The organism is Streptomyces sp. WP-1, assembly GCF_030450125.1.
Lineage (GTDB): Bacteria > Actinomycetota > Actinomycetes > Streptomycetales > Streptomycetaceae > Streptomyces > Streptomyces incarnatus.
Window position 1 is genome coordinate 5,305,970 of the sequence record NZ_CP123923.1, and the last position, 14,741, is coordinate 5,320,710.

Here is a 14,741-nt window from a genome sequence, read left to right on the forward strand (position 1 = left end):
GCGCCCTTTGCGATGCCTTTAATCGCGTGGGGTGCCCCCGGCGGTCCGTGAGACCCTTGAGGTTCAGTGCCCGCCGACGGAAAGCCACGCAGTGACCGCCACCGATCGTTCCCTTGAGCTCATCCACACCGCCGCCCAGGCGGCTGCCGACAAGCTCGCCCATGACGTCATCGCCTACGACGTCAGCGACGTCCTGTCGATCACGGACGCCTTCCTGCTCGCTTCCGCGCCGAACGACCGCCAGGTCAAGGCCATCGTCGACGAGATCGAGGAGCGCCTCCAGAAGGAGCTCGGCGCCAAGCCGGTGCGCCGCGAGGGCGACCGCGACGCCCGCTGGATCCTGCTCGACTACGTCGACATCGTGGTCCACGTCCAGCACAGCGAGGAGCGTGTCTTCTACGCCCTGGAGCGGCTGTGGAAGGACTGCCCCGAGCTGGAGCTGCCCGCCGACGCCAAGGCCACCCGCGGCAAGGGCGAGGAGCACGCCAAGCTCCAGGAGTCCGAGGCCGACGGGGAGCCGGGCGGGGCGTGGTGATGAGCGCCACCGGTGAGGTGACCGACCGCGGGGACCGGGGCCGCCGCGTCATCCTGTGGCGGCACGGCCAGACCTCGTGGAACGTGGAGCGCCGCTTCCAGGGCAGCACCGATGTGCCGCTGACCGAGACCGGTGTCGGGCAGGCCCGCCGTGCCGCCCGGCTGCTGGCCTCCCTGCGCCCCGACGCGATCGTCTCCTCGGACCTGACCCGGGCCGCGGACACGGCCGCCGAGCTGGCCGCCCTCACCGGCCTCGACGTCACCCGCGAGGAGGGCCTGCGCGAGACCTACGCGGGCGTCTGGCAGGGGCTGACGCACGCGGAGATCATCGCCCGCCACGGCGAGGAGTACGCCGCCTGGAAGCGCGGCGAGGCGATCCGCCGCGGCGGGGGCGAACTGGAGACCGAGGTCGCCGACCGTGCCGCGCCCGTCGTCCTGCGGCATGTGGAGAAGCTGCCCGTGGACGGCACCCTGGTGGTCGTCAGCCACGGCGGCACCATCCGCACCACCATCGGCCGGCTGCTCGGCCTCCAGGCCCCGCACTGGGAGAGCCTCGGCGGTCTGTCCAACTGCTGCTGGTCCGTGCTGGGCGAGGGCGCGCGCGGCTGGCGCCTGCTGGAGCACAACGCGGGCACCCTCCCCGAGCCGGTCCTCGGCGACGACGACTGAGCCCGCGGCGGCGCCGGCACCCCGGATTTCACTTTCCGGCAGGTCACAGGCTAAAGTTCTTCTTGTTCGCCCCGCCGAGCGGGAAGAACACGGCAAGGGGCTATAGCTCAGTTGGTAGAGCGCCTGCATGGCATGCAGGAGGTCAGGAGTTCAATTCTCCTTAGCTCCACAGGAGGAAGATCCCGTCCCCGTCAGGGGGCGGGATCTTCTGTTTGTGCTACTGAAGCGTCGCTGACCGTGTCGGTCCCCTCGTGGCAGAATCGGACGGCCGGAAGGGGGCGCGGTCCGACGGGAGCTGATCGATGGGTGCACACAGGCGGAAGTGCGACTGGTGCGGCAGCGGTACGCCCATCGTGCGCGACATGGAGCCGGTCAACGCCGACTACCAGTACTGGTGCGAGGAATGCGCGCGGGCGCTGATCATAAAAGGCGATCCCATCGAGACGTACCGGGAGCTGGAGGGCGAGCCGATCTACGGCCGCCTCCTGGAGGAGCACTGCACCCTCAAGAGGTTCTACTCGTTCGTCACCGCCTGAGTTGATCATCGTAAAAACGGACATTCGCGACCAAGTGGTCGTCATGGAAGTGGATTTGGCGCTCCGGCCCGGTGCCTGTAATGTTTACGACGTCGCCGGGGGAACCGGGCGGAGAAACAAAACAAGGGGCTATAGCTCAGTTGGTAGAGCGCCTGCATGGCATGCAGGAGGTCAGGAGTTCAATTCTCCTTAGCTCCACAGAAGTCGAGAGCGGATCATCCGGAAGGATGGTCCGCTCTCGGCCTATGCGTGCCCCGCGTCCCCGTCGGATCGACGCCTGCGGTACCCTAGCGCCATGCGTGCCGTACGCCTTCTGCTTAGCGGGCCGCGCTGATCAGTACCGACCCCGGTGGTACCCCTGAGGTCGGCATCGGCGCGGCGTCCCCTCCTGCGTGAGGGGATTTTTCATTTCTGCAGGCAGAGACGATCGATGGAGCTTTGAGGATCATGAGCGAGACGAACCCCGCTGCCGCCGCGCCTGCGGCGGAAGCCGCCCCGCACCGCTACACGGCCGCCATGGCCGCCGAGATCGAGGCACGCTGGCAGGACTTCTGGGACGCCGACGGCACGTACGCCGCGGACAACCCCACGGGCGACCTGGCGGGCGAGGACGCCGCCAGGCCCAAGAAGTTCATCATGGACATGTTCCCGTACCCCTCCGGCGCCGGCCTGCACGTCGGCCACCCGCTGGGCTACATCGCCACCGACGTCTACGCCCGGTTCCAGCGCATGACCGGCCACAACGTCCTGCACACCCTGGGCTTCGACGCCTTCGGCCTGCCCGCCGAGCAGTACGCCGTGCAGACCGGCACGCACCCGCGCGTGTCCACCGAGGCCAACATGGAGAACATGAAGGCCCAGCTGCGCCGGCTGGGCCTGGGCCACGACAAGCGCCGGTCCTTCGCCACGATCGACCCGGACTACTACAAGTGGACCCAGTGGATCTTCCTGCAGATCTTCAACTCCTGGTACGACGACGAGGCCCGCAAGGCCCGTCCGATCGCCGAGCTGATCGCCCAGTTCGAGACCGGTGAGCGCGCGATCGAGGGCACCACGCGCGGCTGGAACGAGCTGACCGCCGCCGAGCGCGCCGACGTCCTGGGCGAGTACCGCCTGGCCTACGCCTCCGACGCGCCGGTCAACTGGTGCCCCGGCCTGGGCACCGTGCTGGCCAACGAGGAGGTCACCGCCGACGGCCGCAGCGAGCGCGGCAACTTCCCCGTCTTCAAGTCCAAGCTGCGCCAGTGGAACATGCGCATCACCGCCTACGCGGACCGCCTGCTGGAGGACCTGGAGGAACTGGACTGGCCCGAGGCCATCAAGCTGCAGCAGCGCAACTGGATCGGCCGCAGCGAGGGCGCCCGCGTCGACTTCCCCGTCGACGGCGAGCACATCACCGTCTTCACCACCCGCCCGGACACCCTGTTCGGCGCCACCTACATGGTGCTGGCGCCGGAGCACCCGCTGGCCGACAAGTTCACCCCCGCCACCTGGCCCGAGGGCACCCGCGAGGCGTGGACCGGCGGCCACGCCACCCCCGCCGAGGCCGTCGCCGCCTACCGCGCGCAGGCCGCCGCCAAGTCCGACGTGGAGCGCCAGGCCGAGGCCAAGGACAAGACCGGCGTCTTCACCGGCGTCTTCGCCGTGAACCCGGTCAACGGCGAGCAGGTCCCCGTCTTCATCGCCGACTACGTGCTGATGGGCTACGGCACCGGCGCGATCATGGCCGTCCCCGCGCACGACACCCGCGACTTCGCCTTCGCGCGCGCCTTCGAGCTGCCCGTGCGCTGCGTGGTCGAGCCGACCGACGGCCGCGGCACCGACACCGCCGGCTGGGACGACGCGTTCGCCTCGTACGACGCGAAGATCGTCAACTCGGCCGGCGAGGGCATCACCCTGGACGGCCTGGGCGTCACCGAGGCCAAGGCGCGCATCACCGAGTGGCTGGAGCGCAAGGGCATCGGCCGGGGCACCGTCAACTTCCGGCTGCGCGACTGGCTGTTCAGCCGCCAGCGCTACTGGGGCGAGCCCTTCCCGATCGTCTACGACGAGGACGGCATCGCGCACGCGCTGCCCGAGTCGATGCTGCCGCTGGAGCTGCCCGAGGTCGAGGACTACAGCCCGCGCACCTTCGACCCGGACGACGCGGACACCCGCCCTGAGACCCCCCTGTCGCGCAACGACGAGTGGGTCCACGTCACCCTGGACCTGGGCGACGGGCCGAAGAAGTACCGCCGCGAGACCAACACCATGCCCAACTGGGCCGGTTCCTGCTGGTACGAGTTCCGCTACCTGGACCCGCACAACGACCGGAAGATGGTCGACCCGGAGATCGAGCGCTACTGGATGGGCCCGCGCGAGGGCCAGCCGCACGGCGGTGTCGACCTGTACGTGGGCGGCGCCGAGCACGCCGTGCTGCACCTGCTGTACGCCCGCTTCTGGTCCAAGGTGCTGTTCGACCTGGGACACGTCTCCTCCGCGGAGCCGTTCCACAAGCTGTTCAACCAGGGCATGATCCAGGCCTACGTCTACCGCGACAGCCGGGGCATCGCCGTGCCGGCCGCCGAGGTGGAGGAGCGCGACGGCGCCTACTGGTACGAGGGCGAGAAGGTCAGCCGCCTGCTGGGCAAGATGGGCAAGTCGCTGAAGAACGCGGTGACCCCGGACGAGATCGCCGCCGAGTACGGTGCCGACACGCTGCGCCTGTACGAGATGGCCATGGGCCCGCTGGACGTCTCCCGCCCCTGGGACACGCGCGCGGTCGTCGGCCAGTTCCGGCTGCTGCAGCGGCTGTGGCGCAACATCGTGGACGAGAACACCGGCGAGCCGACCGTGACCGACGCGGCGCCCGACGAGGACACGCTGCGCGCCCTGCACAAGGCGATCGACGGGGTGCGCCAGGACCTGGAGGGCCTGCGCTTCAACACCGCCATCGCCAAGGTCACCGAGCTGAACAACCACCTGACCAAGGCCAACGCCCCCCTGCCCAGGTCGGTGGCCGAGCCGCTGGTGCTGATGGTCGCCCCGCTGGCCCCGCACGTCGCCGAGGAGCTGTGGCGCCGCCTGGGCCACACCGACTCGGTCGTCCACCAGGACTTCCCGGTCGCCGACCCGCGGTACGTGGTCGACGACACCGTGACGTGCGTCGTCCAGATCAAGGGCAAGGTCAAGGCCCGCCTGGAGGTGCCCCCGGGCATCTCCGAGGAGGAGCTGGAGAAGGTGGCCCTGTCCGACGAGAAGGTCGTCGCGGCCCTGGACGGCGCGGGCATCCGCAAGGTCATCGTGCGCGCGCCGAAGCTGGTGAACATCGTTCCGGCGTAATCGCGAGGCCTCTCGGGGTACTCCCCTACGGGCAGGTTCGGGGTTTTTCTGGAACCCCGGGCCTGCCCGTTGCGTTTACCGTTGAGGAGTGCCGCGACACGCGGCGCACCTGCCCCGAGGAGGAGCGCCGTGGAAGCAGTGATCATCGTCATCTCCCTGTTCTTCCTGGCCTTCGTCGCCCTGGGCGCGTATGCCACGATCAAGGTGGTGGGCGCCGCCAAGCGCGGCGTGGACCGCACCATCGGCCAGGCCCGGCGCACCGTCGAGGACCACACGCTGCGCGCCAAGTCCTTCGCCCAGGTGGGTCCGGCCGCCGAGCTGGCGCAGCTGCGGCTCACCCTGCGCACCTCCATGCGCGCCACCCAGGACGCGCTGCACGCGGGCGCGGCCGAGGACGAGTCGCTGAAGGAGTCCCTGGGCCTCTTCGAGCGCCTCAGCGCGCACGGACACGAGCTGGACGCCGACCTCAAGCGCCTGGAGTCCGAGCCCGACCGCGCCACGCTCGCCGCCCGGCTGCCCGGCCTGCGCACCCGCACCGAGCGGATCACCCAGTCCGCCGACGCGCTGCGCTGGGCCGTCCGCGACCGCGCCCGCCGCTTCGCCGACGACGATCTCGGCACCCTCAGCGCCCAGATCGACATCGAGGCCGACGCCCTGCGCCACTGGACCCGGCCCGGCAGCACCGAGGAGCCGGCCCCGGAGCCCGCGCCGCACTCCCTCACCCCGCCCACGCCGCGCCCGTCCTACCCCTGGCAGAAGAGCCCCCGCCCGGAGAGCACCACCTGACCGGCACCGGACCGCCCGGGGGACCGGGGCCGATCCGGGCGTGGGAAGGCCGCCCGCGGGCACACGTCAGGGGCCGGGCTGCCGCACGTGCGCCCCGGCGGGTAACCTCCAGCTCATGTCCCGCCATGTCGCCATCGTCACCGATTCCACGGCCTACTTGCCGCACCGGACGATGGAGCGGCACGGCATCACCGCGGTCCCGCTGACCGTGGTCCTCGGCGACCAGGCACTCGAAGAGGGCACCGAGATCTCCACCCGCGCCCTCGCCCAGGCCCTCACCAAGCGGCGCTCCGTCACCACGTCGCGCCCCAGCCCCGAGGTGTTCGCCGAGACCTACCGCCGGGTCGCCGAGTCCGGCGCGCGCGGCATCGTCTCCCTGCACCTGTCCGGCGAGCTGTCCGGCACCTACGACGCGGCCGTCCTCGCGGCCCGTCAGGCGCCGGTGCCCGTGCGAGTGGTGGACACCGGGATGGTCGCGATGGCCCTCGGCTTCTGCGCCCTCGCCGCGGCCGAGACGGCGGAGGCGGGCGGCACCGTGGACGAGGCCGTCACCGCCGCCGAGAAACGGGCCGCCGGCACCTGCGCCTACTTCTACGTGGACACCCTCGACTATCTGCGCCGAGGCGGCCGTATCGGCGCCGCGCAGGCCCTGCTCGGCTCGGCGCTCGCGGTCAAACCCCTGCTCAGCCTCGACGGCGGCCGTATCGAGCTGCTGGAGAAGGTCCGTACGGCCTCGAAGGCGATCGCCCGCCTGGAGGAACTCGCCGCCGAGCGGGCCGGGGGCGCGGAGGTCGACATCGCCGTCCACCACCTCGCCGCCCCCGAACGCGCCGCCGCACTCGCCGACCGGCTCCGGGAACGGGTGCCGGGGCTGGGGGAGTTGCACGTCAGCGAGGTGGGAGCGGTGATCGGGGCGCACACCGGGCCGGGGTTGCTGGGGGCGGTGGTCTCGCCGCGGTGAGACCGGGAGCGGGGTGAGGCGGGGGTGGACGAGGTGAGGGTGGGGGTCACCCACACGAGTGGCGAAGTTATCCACAACTCATCCGGTTTCCCCGGGAATTGACCAAGATCATCGCGAAGTGACGGGATGCCCGATCCTCGTCGCATGGCACTCCGATCACGTCCTCGCACCGTCACCCCGACCAGCGGCCCCGGCCGCGGTCCCGCCTCCGACGTCCGCATGCGGCATCGCGCCTCCGAGCACCGCCGCATCCGGCACCGCGCGCACGCACCCGCGGAGGATCTGCGGCGCCGGGCGGAACTCCTCTTCGGCGAACAGGCCGTGCAGCGCCGGGAATCGGGGAAGGCACCGCCCCCTGCGAGCACTCCCGAACCGCTGGACCGGCCGCCGCAGCACATGGACCCGCCGCCCCCGGACCGGTGGGAGCGGGCCGGGACGGCGCTGCGGGAGCGGCTGCCGGTGTGGCTGCAATCACGGTGCGGGGTGGAGCGGCGCGGGACCGTGGCGCTCGCCGTGCTGCTGGTGGTGGCCGCGCTGTTCGCCGTGCAGCACTTCTGGGTGGGCCGGCCCGAGCAGGTGAGCGCGCCCCAAGTGGTGCGCGCGCGGCCGACGTACGCGAAGGCACCTGGCGCGAGTGGGGGCGGCGCCGCGGCGTCGGGCGGGCAGATCGTCGTGGACGTCGGCGGCAAGGTCCGCGCCCCGGGGATCCGCCGCCTCCCCGCGGGCTCCCGGGTGGCCGACGCGCTGCGGGCGGCGGGCGGGGTCCGGCCGGGCGTGGACACCGACGGCCTCAACCGGGCCCGCTTCCTGGTCGACGGCGAACAGGTGGTCGTCGGCGAGCCGGCCGCCGTCGCCCCCGCCGGCACCGCGGCCCCGTCCGGCCCGGCCGCGCAGGTCTCCCTGAACACCGCCACCGAGGACCAGCTCGACACACTGCCGGGAGTCGGCCCGGTACTGGCCCACCACATCGTCGACTACCGCACCCGGCACGGCGGTTTCCGCTCGGTGGACGAACTCCGCCAGGTCAACGGCATCGGCGACCGCCGCTTCACCGACCTCCGCGACCTGGTACGACCATGAGCGCCACCCCTCTTGGTACGACGGTGAGTGCTCCCCTTCCTCACGGCACCGCGCCCGACCCCGAGCCGGGTCCCCTGGACCTGCGCCTGGTGCCCCCCGCGCTCGCCGCCTGGGCCACGGCGTCCCTCACCCTGGACGCTCCGACGGGCCTGACCGTGTGGATCGCGGCCGTCGCCCTGCTCGGCGGGATCGTCCTGCTGGGCGCGAGCCGGGCGGGCCCGCACCCCCCGGGCGGACGGCCGGCCTGGGCGCGGGCCTCCCTCGCCGCGGTGCTCCTCTGCGTCGCCGCGTCGGCCACATCCGCCGGGTTGCAGGGCACGGACGTACGACGCGGACCGGTCCCCGAACTGGCCCGCCGCTCCGCCACCGTGACCGCCGACGTCGAGCTGACCGGCGACCCCTGGCTGAGCAGACCCCGGGTGCGCGGGGACCACACGGCCCCGGCGGCGGTGCTGGTCCGGGCGGAGGTGCGGCGGGTCGAGGAGAGCGACGGGAGGAGCACACGGACCCGGGCGCCGGTTCTGGTGGTGGTCGACGCGGGGGTGGCGGGGCCGGAGGGGAGCGCTGGACGGCCGTCGGAGGAGGGGACTACGGAGGGTGCCGAGGTACCGGGCCGGGCGCGTGGGGCGGCCGAGGACGAGGCGATGGCGGTGGCGTCGGCCGAAGGTTCCGGGGCGCCCGTGGGCGGAGTGGCGGCGGTCGAAGGCCTCGGGGTGCCGTCGGAGAAGTCGGGGAAGGCCGCGGCGTCGGCCGGGGGCTCCCGGGCGCGTGCCGGGCAGGCGGGCTGGCTTCGGTTGCTGCCGTCCACGCGGTTGCGGGTGGGCGGGCGGCTGGCGCCCGCTCTCGCCGGGGGTGACCGGACGGCGGCCGTGCTCAGGGTGCGCGGGCTGCCCGGGGCGCGGGTCCTGGCGGGGCCGAGCGGGGCGCAGCGGTGGGCGGGGCGGCTGCGGGACGGGCTGCGGGCGGCGACCGACGGACTGCCCGGGGACGCGCGGGCGCTGCTGCCCGGCCTGGTCGTCGGGGACACCGCGCGGATCACGCCGGAGCTGGACGACGCCTTCAAGGCGACCGACCTGACCCACACCCTCGCGGTCTCCGGCAGCAACCTCACCGTGCTGCTCGCCCTGCTCATCGGCCCGCCCGGCCTGGCCCGGCTGACCGAACGCCGGGGCCTGGCCCCGCGCCTGGGGCTCTCCCTCAGGGCGACCGCCCTGTTCGCGGGGGCGCTCACGCTGGGATTCGTGCTCGTGTGCCGGCCCGACCCCAGCGTGCTGCGGGCCGCCGCCTGCGGAGCGATCGCGCTGCTCGCCCTGGCCGCGGGCCGCCGCAGATCCCTCGTCCCCGCCCTGGCCACGGCCGTACTGCTGCTGGTGCTCTACGACCCATGGCTCGCCCGCAGCTACGGCTTCCTGCTCTCCGTGCTGGCCACCGGCGCCCTGCTGGTACTGGCCCCGGGCTGGAGCGAGGGGCTGCGGCGGCGCGGGGTGCCGCCGAGGCTCGCCGAGGCGCTCGGCGCGGCCGCCGCGGCGCAGGCGGTGTGCGCGCCGGTCGTGGCGGTGCTGTCGGCCCGGGTGAGCCTGGTGGCGGTGCCGTGCAATCTGCTGGCCGAGGCGGCGGTGGCGCCCGCGACCGTGCTGGGGTTCGCCGCGCTGGCGACCGCTCCGGTGGCGATGCCCCTCGCCGAGCTGCTGGCCTGGGGCGCGAGCTGGCCGACCCGGTGGATCGCCGGCGTCGCCAGGGCCGGGGCCGCGCTGCCCGGCGCCGGGGTGGACTGGCCGGGCAGCTGGCCGGGGGCGCTGCTGCTCGCGGCGGTCACGGTGGCCGTCGTCCTGGCCGGGCGGCGGCTGGTGCGGCACCCGTGGTGGTGCGGACTGTGCGGGGCGCTGCTCCTGCTGGCGCTGGTGCGGCCCGCGCCGCTGACCCGGGTGGTGACGGGTTGGCCGCCGCCGGGATGGCGGTATGCGATGTGCGATGTCGGACAGGGCGACGCGACCGTGCTGGCGGCGGGCGCCGGGGCCGGGGTGGTCGTGGACGCCGGGCCCGACCCGGCGGCGGTGGACCGCTGTCTCCGGCAGCTGGGCATCACTCGCGTCCCCCTCCTCGTGCTGACCCACTTCCACGCCGACCATGTGGCGGGGCTGACCGGGGTGCTGCGGGGGCGGGAGGTGGCCGCGATCGAGACGACGGGGTTCGAGGAGCCCAGGCAGGAGGCGGAGTTCGTGGAACGGGAGGCAGCCGGGCGCCACATCCCGGTCACCCGGGCCGTCGCGGGCGAGGAGCGGCGCACCGGCCCGCTGTCCTGGCGGGTGCTGTGGCCACCGGCGGACACGGGCCCGCCGATGGGGAGCGGCCCACTCACCGGACCCGGCCCACTCGCCGGACCCGGCCCACTCGCCGGACCCGGGCCGGCCGCCGTCCCCGGGCCGGTCGCCGCCCCCGAGTTCGACGGGCCGAACGATGCCAGTGTGGCGCTGCTGGTCCGCACGGGTGGGCTGCGGTTGCTGCTGCTCGGGGACCTCGAACCCCCGGACCAGCAGGCGCTGTTGAGGTCTCCGGAGGCGGCGGGGATGACCGGGGTGGATGTGCTGAAGGTGGCCCACCATGGATCGGCCTACCAGGACCCGGAGTTGATACGGCTCGTGGCTCCCCGGGTGGCGCTCATCTCCTGCGGCACCGGGAACCCCTATGGGCACCCGGCCCCGTCGACGGTGGCCGCGCTGCGGGCCGGTGGCGCGCTGGTGCTGCGGACCGACCGGGACGGGGCGCTCGCGGTCGGGGCCGGGGCGGAGAGGGGGGTGAAGGTGACGCGGGACGGCTCCTGAGCGCTACCGGTAGAAGACGGCCACGCCGCCGTGGTGCGAGCAGGCGCCCTGGTGGTGGGCGGCGTAGGAGTAGGTGCCGTCGTTGCACAGGGCGGTGGCACCGTTGCCGGCGCCGGTCGAGCCTCCTGAGGAGCTGGAGCCGCCGCCGCTCGACGAACTCCCCGACGAGCCGCCGGAGGAGCCTCCCGACGAGCCCCCGCTGCCGCCCGAACCGGCGGCCGGGGCGTGGGCGGTGACGGTCACCTGCACCTTGACCGTCTTGGTCTCCGTGACCGTCGGCGCGGGCTCGGGGGCCGCCGTCTCCGTGGCGGTGGCGGTGGCGGTCGCCGTGACCGTGGCGGCCGGCTGCACCTTGGCGGCCGTCGGCTTGGCGTCGGCGCCGTTGTCCTGGCCGCCGGCGCCGGCCGCGATGCCGAGGAAGAAGGCGAGTCCGATGGTGGGCAACACGTAGCGCTTGCGCGCCCACTTGGGAGCCGTTCGCAGGGGCGGCTGCGGCGGTCGCGGCGGCTGCGGTGGCGTGGCGTACGGCTGGTACGGGTTGCTCATGGGTCCCCCCAAGGTGTGTTGGAGGTAAGACCGTAACTCCGGATGTGATGTTCATGTGAAGTTTTCGTGTGGGAGTCGCTTGTTCGTGACGTGGTGAAGGTGATGCGAAACGGGCATTGGCCGGTCAAATGCGCTCAGTTGTGGCGCATGCGCCGGATTCCCGTGATGTGGGCCCGTGTTGCCCCGAAAGTCGCAACGGTGATCGAATGGATCTTCGGCAACAGAAGATGTCGAGGTGTACAGGGGTGCAGTGGATGTTCGGCCGCTGGCTGGGTAACCGGACGAACGGGATGCGACCGGGGAGCCCTTTGGGGTCGGTTCGGACGCCGGCCGGGGCGGGGGTGATCGGCTGCCGGGTGGTCGATCCGGTCAACGAACCTGTCACCGGCGCCGAGTTGACGGTCAGCGACACCATGGGGCGCAAGGTGGTGACCGGGGGGACGGACCCGTACGGGTCGTTCCTGGCGACCGTCCCGGCGGGGGAGTACCGGCTCGCGGTGACGGCCGAGGGGTACACGCCCTACCGGGCCACCGTGCTAGTCACGGAGGGCACTCTCGCCTCGCTGGGCGACGTCACCCTCCAGGTCGCCCAGCCGCCGGAGCCGCCGGCGGCCGGTGACTGGCAGCTCGACCCCGGGCACTCCTCGATCGGCTTCACCGCGCGGCACATCGGGCTGGCCCGCATCCACGGGCGGTTCAACTCCTTCGCGGGGGCGGTGCGGATCGCCGAGCGGATCGAGCGGTCGGCGATGCATGTGGTGATCGACGCGGCGTCCATCGACACCGGGGTGCGGATGCGGGACGACCATCTGCGGTCGGGGGACTTCCTGGACGTACGGCGGTTCCCGACGCTGGAGTTCTACAGCGACCGGTTCACGCACCGGGGCGGCAGCCGGTGGACGGTCACCGGCGCGCTGTCGCTGCACGGGGTGACCCGCACGGTGACGCTCGACACCGACTACCTCGGGCTCGGCAACGGCATCGAGGGCGAGACCCGGGCCGCCTGCCGGGCCACCACCGAGCTGCACCGGGACGACTTCACGATCAGCTGGCAGTCGATGCTGGCCCGGGGGATCGCGGCGGTGGGGCCGAGCATCCGCGTCGACCTGGATGTGCAGCTCGTGCCCCAGGGGCCCACGGGCTGACCTGGCGGTTCGGCGCCGCGGGCGTGCCGGACAATGGCGGCGTGAGCGATGTGAGACATGTGCTGGTGCTGCCCGACCGGGACGCGGCGGAGGAGGCGGCGGAGGCGCTCGGGGAGCGGTTCGCCCTCGACGAGGAACCCCGGCTGCTCCGGGACGCGCTGGCCGGCGAGGACGATGCCGAGGACGCGCAGTGGCTGGTCGTACTGGCCGACGAGGCGGAGCGGCTGGACCCCCGGGAGCTGGACGAGTTCGCGGGGGAGTGGGAGGGGTGGCGCGAGGAGCCGTAGACCCCTGGGGCGCCGTGAGCCGACGGGAGCGCGGGCGTCGGGCCCGGGGCGTTGTCGGTGGGGCGTGGGATGCTTGGTGCGATGGCCAGGAAGACTGCGAATGACGATGTTCTCGCCCCGGTGACGCTTGCCGTGGGCCAGGAGGACCTGCTGCTGGACCGCGCCGTGCGGGAGGTGGTGGCCGCCGCGCGCGCCGCCGACGCCGACACGGATGTACGGGACCTGACCCCGGACCAGTTGCAGCCCGGCACGCTCGCCGAGCTGACCAGCCCCTCGCTGTTCGCCGAGCGCAAGGTCGTCGTCGTACGCGACGCGCAGGATCTGTCGGCCGACACCGTCAAGGATGTGAAGGGGTATCTCGGCTCGCCCGCCGAGGAGATCACGCTGGTGCTGCTGCACGCGGGCGGCGCCAAGGGCAAGGGCCTGCTGGACGCCGCGCGCAAGGCGGGGGCGCGGGAGGTGGCCTGCCCGAAGATGACCAAGCCGGCGGACCGGCTGGCGTTCGTGCGGGGGGAGTTCCGTACGACGGGACGCTCCGCGACGCCGGAGGCGTGCCAGGCGCTGTGCGACGCGATCGGCAGTGATCTGCGGGAGCTGGCGTCGGCGGTGGCGCAGCTGACCGCGGATGTCGAGGGGACGATCGACGAGGCCGTCGTCGGGCGGTACTACACCGGGCGGGCCGAGGCCTCCAGCTTCACGGTCGCGGACCGGGCGGTGGAGGGGCGTACGGCGGAGGCGCTGGAGGCGCTGCGGTGGTCGCTGTCGACGGGGGTGGCGCCGGTGATGATCACGAGCGCGTTGGCGCAGGGGGTGCGGGCGATCGGGAAGCTGTCGTCCGCGAGGGGTGGGCGGCCGGGGGACCTCGCGCGGGAGCTGGGGATGCCGCCGTGGAAGATCGACCGGGTGCGGCAGCAGATGCGGGGGTGGACGCCGGACGGGGTGTCGGTGGCGATGCGGGCGATCGCGGAGGCGGACGCGGGGGTGAAGGGCGGGGGCGACGATCCGGAGTACGCGCTGGAGAAGGCGGTCGTGATCATCGCCCGCGCGGCCCGCTCCCGGGGACGCGGCTAGGCACTGTCCGGCGGATCATGTGACTTTCTGGCTGGCTGCTCGTTGGATCGAGCATGGGTCGGGGGGATCTGACGAATCGCGAGTGGTCGCTGCTCGAGCCGCATCTGCCGTCCGCGGGCGGTCGGGGAGGCCGGTGGAGCGACCATCGCACAGTGATCAACGGGATCCTGTTCCGGGTTCGGACCGGTGTCCCGTGGCGTGACCTGCCGGAACGCTATGGGTCCTGGAAGACGGTCTATGAACGGCATCGCCGCTGGTCGGCGGACGGCACCTGGGACCGGATCCTGCAAGCGGTCCAGGCCGACGCCGACCTTGCGGGGCGGATCGACTGGTCGATGGTCGGAGTGGACTCGACGTCCTGCCGGGCTCACCAGCACGCGGCCGGCGCCCGCAAGGCCAGGCCGCGGGTTCCGAAAAAAGGACGACGCCCCGGCACCACCGCCCCGATGAGGGACTCGGACGGTCCCGGGGCGGTCTGACCTGCAAGATCCACCTCGCCGGCGAGGGTGGATGCCGTCCCATGGCCCTGCTGCTCACGCCGGGTCAATGGGGCGATGCCCCGCAGATGATCGAGGTCCTGGACCGGATCCGAGTCACCCGGCCGCTGGGCGGACGGCCCCGGACCCGGCCCGGTCACGTCAGCGGCGACAAGGCTTACAGTTCCCAGCGCAACCGCCGCTACCTGCGAAGACGCAGGATCAAACACACGATTCCTGAGCCGAGGGACCAGCGGGCCAACCGTCGGCGCAGAGGCAGCACGGGCGGCAGACCCGTCGGGTTCGACCGCGAGCGCTACCGGCGTCGCAACGAGGTCGAGCGGACCATCAACCGGCTCAAGCACTTCCGCGCTGTCGCCACCCGTTACGAGAAACGGGCCTACGTCTTCCACGGCACGGTCACCGCAGCAGCGATCCGCTTATGGCTCCGCCCATGATCCGCCGGACAGCTCCTAGCCGCAGACCGCTGGCGCGGCTTCCCCTCGG

Annotated in this window: 13 protein-coding genes and 2 tRNA genes; 14 read left to right on the forward strand and 1 reads right to left on the reverse strand. The window is 72.9% G+C overall.

Annotated elements, in window-relative coordinates; genetic code table 11:
- Nucleotides 1–91: 91 nt before the first annotated feature.
- The 10 genes from rsfS (at nt 92) to QHG49_RS23400 (ending at nt 10,709) form a co-directional block, all read left to right on the forward strand.
- Entirely contained in the window at nt 92–535 is a 444-nt protein-coding gene (rsfS, locus tag QHG49_RS23355; protein ID WP_145488183.1) for a ribosome silencing factor, read from the forward strand.
- Complete coding sequence (locus QHG49_RS23360; protein WP_145488185.1) at nt 535–1,203, forward strand: histidine phosphatase family protein; 669 nt, start codon at nt 535–537, stop codon at nt 1,201–1,203. Before rsfS ends, QHG49_RS23360 begins: the two co-directional genes overlap by 1 nt.
- Before the next feature lie 96 nt (nt 1,204–1,299).
- Nucleotides 1,300–1,372, forward strand: a tRNA-Ala gene (locus tag QHG49_RS23365).
- Nucleotides 1,373–1,505: 133 nt separating this feature from the next.
- Nucleotides 1,506–1,739 (forward strand): hypothetical protein, encoded by a 234-nt coding sequence (locus QHG49_RS23370; protein ID WP_005479297.1) that lies wholly within the window; start codon nt 1,506–1,508, stop codon nt 1,737–1,739.
- 125 nt (nt 1,740–1,864) lie between these two features.
- A tRNA-Ala gene (locus tag QHG49_RS23375) sits at nt 1,865–1,937 on the forward strand.
- A 249-nt stretch (nt 1,938–2,186) separates the two neighbouring features.
- Nucleotides 2,187–5,060, forward strand: a complete 2,874-nt coding sequence (gene leuS, locus QHG49_RS23380) for a leucine--tRNA ligase (RefSeq protein WP_145488187.1) — start codon at nt 2,187–2,189, stop codon at nt 5,058–5,060.
- Between the two features lie 129 nt (nt 5,061–5,189).
- The gene (locus QHG49_RS23385) at nt 5,190–5,846 is read left to right on the forward strand and encodes a hypothetical protein (RefSeq protein ID WP_301491111.1); all 657 of its coding nucleotides are present in this window, start codon (nt 5,190–5,192) and stop codon (nt 5,844–5,846) included.
- 115 nt (nt 5,847–5,961) lie between these two features.
- Nucleotides 5,962–6,807: a DegV family protein gene (locus QHG49_RS23390; protein WP_145488191.1), complete on the forward strand. Its 846-nt coding sequence runs from the start codon at nt 5,962–5,964 to the stop codon at nt 6,805–6,807.
- A 144-nt stretch (nt 6,808–6,951) separates the two neighbouring features.
- A complete protein-coding gene (locus QHG49_RS23395) occupies nt 6,952–7,887 on the forward strand; it encodes a ComEA family DNA-binding protein (protein ID WP_159701291.1) in 936 nt (311 codons plus the stop codon).
- The gene (locus QHG49_RS23400; protein WP_301491113.1) at nt 7,884–10,709 is read left to right on the forward strand and encodes a ComEC/Rec2 family competence protein; all 2,826 of its coding nucleotides are present in this window, start codon (nt 7,884–7,886) and stop codon (nt 10,707–10,709) included. The genes QHG49_RS23395 and QHG49_RS23400 overlap by 4 nt, the downstream gene beginning before the upstream one ends.
- A gap of 3 nt (nt 10,710–10,712) precedes the next feature.
- Here the strand turns inward: QHG49_RS23400 and QHG49_RS23405 are convergent, their stop codons facing one another.
- Complete coding sequence (locus QHG49_RS23405; protein WP_301491115.1) at nt 10,713–11,255, reverse strand: DUF3761 domain-containing protein; 543 nt, start codon at nt 11,253–11,255, stop codon at nt 10,713–10,715.
- Nucleotides 11,256–11,509: 254 nt separating this feature from the next.
- Here QHG49_RS23405 and QHG49_RS23410 point away from each other — a divergent pair, with 254 nt between their 5' ends.
- From QHG49_RS23410 to QHG49_RS23425, 4 genes are all read left to right on the forward strand, one after another.
- Complete coding sequence (locus tag QHG49_RS23410; RefSeq protein WP_301492898.1) at nt 11,510–12,400, forward strand: YceI family protein; 891 nt, start codon at nt 11,510–11,512, stop codon at nt 12,398–12,400.
- 41 nt (nt 12,401–12,441) lie between these two features.
- Nucleotides 12,442–12,687 carry a hypothetical protein gene (locus tag QHG49_RS23415; protein ID WP_145488194.1) on the forward strand — a complete coding sequence of 82 codons (246 nt, stop codon included), beginning with the start codon at nt 12,442–12,444 and terminating at the stop codon, nt 12,685–12,687.
- Between the two features lie 81 nt (nt 12,688–12,768).
- The gene (gene holA, locus QHG49_RS23420; protein ID WP_186337885.1) at nt 12,769–13,758 is read left to right on the forward strand and encodes a DNA polymerase III subunit delta; all 990 of its coding nucleotides are present in this window, start codon (nt 12,769–12,771) and stop codon (nt 13,756–13,758) included.
- Nucleotides 13,759–13,811: 53 nt separating this feature from the next.
- A protein-coding gene (locus QHG49_RS23425) for an IS5 family transposase (RefSeq protein ID WP_301491119.1) occupies nt 13,812–14,692 on the forward strand; the annotation gives its coding sequence in 2 pieces (ribosomal slippage) (nt 13,812–14,172 and nt 14,172–14,692; 882 coding nt in all).
- The last annotated feature ends 49 nt before the right edge of the window (nt 14,693–14,741 follow it).

Bases quoted from the DNA above. Each gene is read 5' to 3' on its own strand.
- QHG49_RS23400 (WP_301491113.1), top strand. From the start codon at position 7,884: ATGAGCGCCACCCCTCTTGGTACGACGGTGAGTGCTCCCCTTCCTCAC.
- leuS (WP_145488187.1), top strand. From the start codon at position 2,187: ATGAGCGAGACGAACCCCGCTGCCGCCGCGCCTGCGGCGGAAGCCGCC.
- QHG49_RS23390 (WP_145488191.1), top strand. From the start codon at position 5,962: ATGTCCCGCCATGTCGCCATCGTCACCGATTCCACGGCCTACTTGCCG.
- QHG49_RS23410 (WP_301492898.1), top strand. From the start codon at position 11,510: ATGTTCGGCCGCTGGCTGGGTAACCGGACGAACGGGATGCGACCGGGG.
- QHG49_RS23370 (WP_005479297.1), top strand. From the start codon at position 1,506: ATGGGTGCACACAGGCGGAAGTGCGACTGGTGCGGCAGCGGTACGCCC.
- QHG49_RS23395 (WP_159701291.1), top strand. From the start codon at position 6,952: ATGGCACTCCGATCACGTCCTCGCACCGTCACCCCGACCAGCGGCCCC.
- QHG49_RS23360 (WP_145488185.1), top strand. From the start codon at position 535: ATGAGCGCCACCGGTGAGGTGACCGACCGCGGGGACCGGGGCCGCCGC.
- holA (WP_186337885.1), top strand. From the start codon at position 12,769: ATGGCCAGGAAGACTGCGAATGACGATGTTCTCGCCCCGGTGACGCTT.
- QHG49_RS23405 (WP_301491115.1), bottom strand. From the start codon at position 11,255: ATGAGCAACCCGTACCAGCCGTACGCCACGCCACCGCAGCCGCCGCGA.